The 1,569-nt window shown below is 48.3% G+C and carries 1 protein-coding gene; it reads right to left on the bottom strand.

What is annotated here, in order from left to right; translation table 11 throughout:
* Nucleotides 1–1,569, bottom strand: a 1,569-nt coding sequence (locus tag OQX63_RS23210; RefSeq protein ID WP_265853166.1) for a DUF6443 domain-containing protein, incomplete at both ends; no start/stop codon positions are given.

Here is a 1,569-nt window from a genome sequence, read left to right as displayed (position 1 = left end):
GTAATTCTGGCCAGAGATGTTACCGTTGAACTGCGGTAAGCTACCATCGTTATATTTCAGCTCCATGCTAAACTGATCGGAGGTACTGTTCTTCATCCAGCCACGTTCATTGTAAGCAAATGTGGTAGCCTGGCTATCGTTGTGCAGGTTCTTTTTGATCAACCGGCCGATCTCGTTGTATTCGAGGTGGTTTAGCGCAATATCTCCCTGGTTGTTGATGTTTTCAAAAGTGGCTATCTTGCGTCCTACATGATCGTACTCGTAGCGGTTGGCAATGGTGGTCACCGTACTACCTACCGTATGGGTACGCGTGCTGGCTTTCAGGCTGCCATCAAAATTCCAGGTATTGTCTACTACATCGGTACCGTTTAGGTGGTTGCTGCTTTTGCTTTGTACGATACGTCCTTCAAGGTCGTAATAGTTTACCGTAAGCAGCATTGCACCCGTGCCCAGGTTCTTTACCTTGATACCCGTAAGCAGGCTTTTGGTGCGTGCCACTGGTGCCTGGCTGCCTGAGGGCTGGCCAAAGCTATCCGGAAAGTCATAGTTATCGTAATAATTAATGGCATGGAAAATTATGTTGGCATTATCTTCTCCTGCCGAGGGATGTGTATTTCTGGTGTAGCCTTCAGGATAGGCTGTGCTACGTTCTTCCCATTGTGCCGCTACCCCATCATTATAATTTTGCATATCGACACGACCAATGCCCTGACCGTTCTCCACACCTGTAAGTACCACTCTGCCAAAAGCATCGTATTTGATCCAACTCCATTGACTGGCGGCTCTTTGGTTGGCATCCTGTGTATGGGTAACCTGATCCAGCTTATTGTAAACCATGAATTCCCAACCCTTGCCCGGTATTTTTTTCTCTACCAACCTTTTGCGCCCATCGTAACGGTAACCGTAGATAAACTGGTCGAAAACCGTCTGGCTTTCATCAAAACTGCTGATCGGCGCAGAGAGCCTGTCTGTATGCTCGTTTACCGCCGGTGGCAGCACATAACGCAGGTTGCCGAGGTCGTCGTAAACATAATAGGTATTCAGGCTTTTGGTATCGGTTTCCCATACCCGTTTCAGTACCACATGCCCTTCAAAATCTTTAAATTCTTCGGTGGTTCCGGCCTTTAGATCTGCTTCTTTCCAGTTCTCATCTTTCATGATGGTTTTATAGAGTTTGCCCGGCTGGTAAACATCAGCTGTTGCACCGTTACCCGTACCATTGATCTTCCATAGTTTTACCTCATCATGTACATTGGTGCCATAATCGGTTTTAAGGGTATGGCCAGCGCTGATCTGCCAGTCGGCACCTGGAGCGCCCTGTTGCAGTACACGGTTTAACGGTGAGGCCTCAAAAACCGTTTCGGCAAAGGCATTGTCTGTCGCTTTGATACCCGCTGCTTGTGGGAAATGGAAAAAATTATACTGATCGTCGAGTGCAGCTGATCGGAAGCTTCCAGAAGCGCCTGTTTGTGCCGCATAGGGCTGGTACTTAAATCGCTCTCGGCCAAAGGCATCGTAGGCTACAGGCTGTACAAGATCCTTAAAACCAGGACTGCCCTGCACCTGCAG

This window comes from Pedobacter sp. PF22-3, from assembly GCF_026239555.1.
Lineage (GTDB): Bacteria > Bacteroidota > Bacteroidia > Sphingobacteriales > Sphingobacteriaceae > Pedobacter.
The sequence above is the reverse complement of the archived record's forward strand: the minus strand, read 5'-3'. Positions and strand labels throughout refer to the sequence as shown.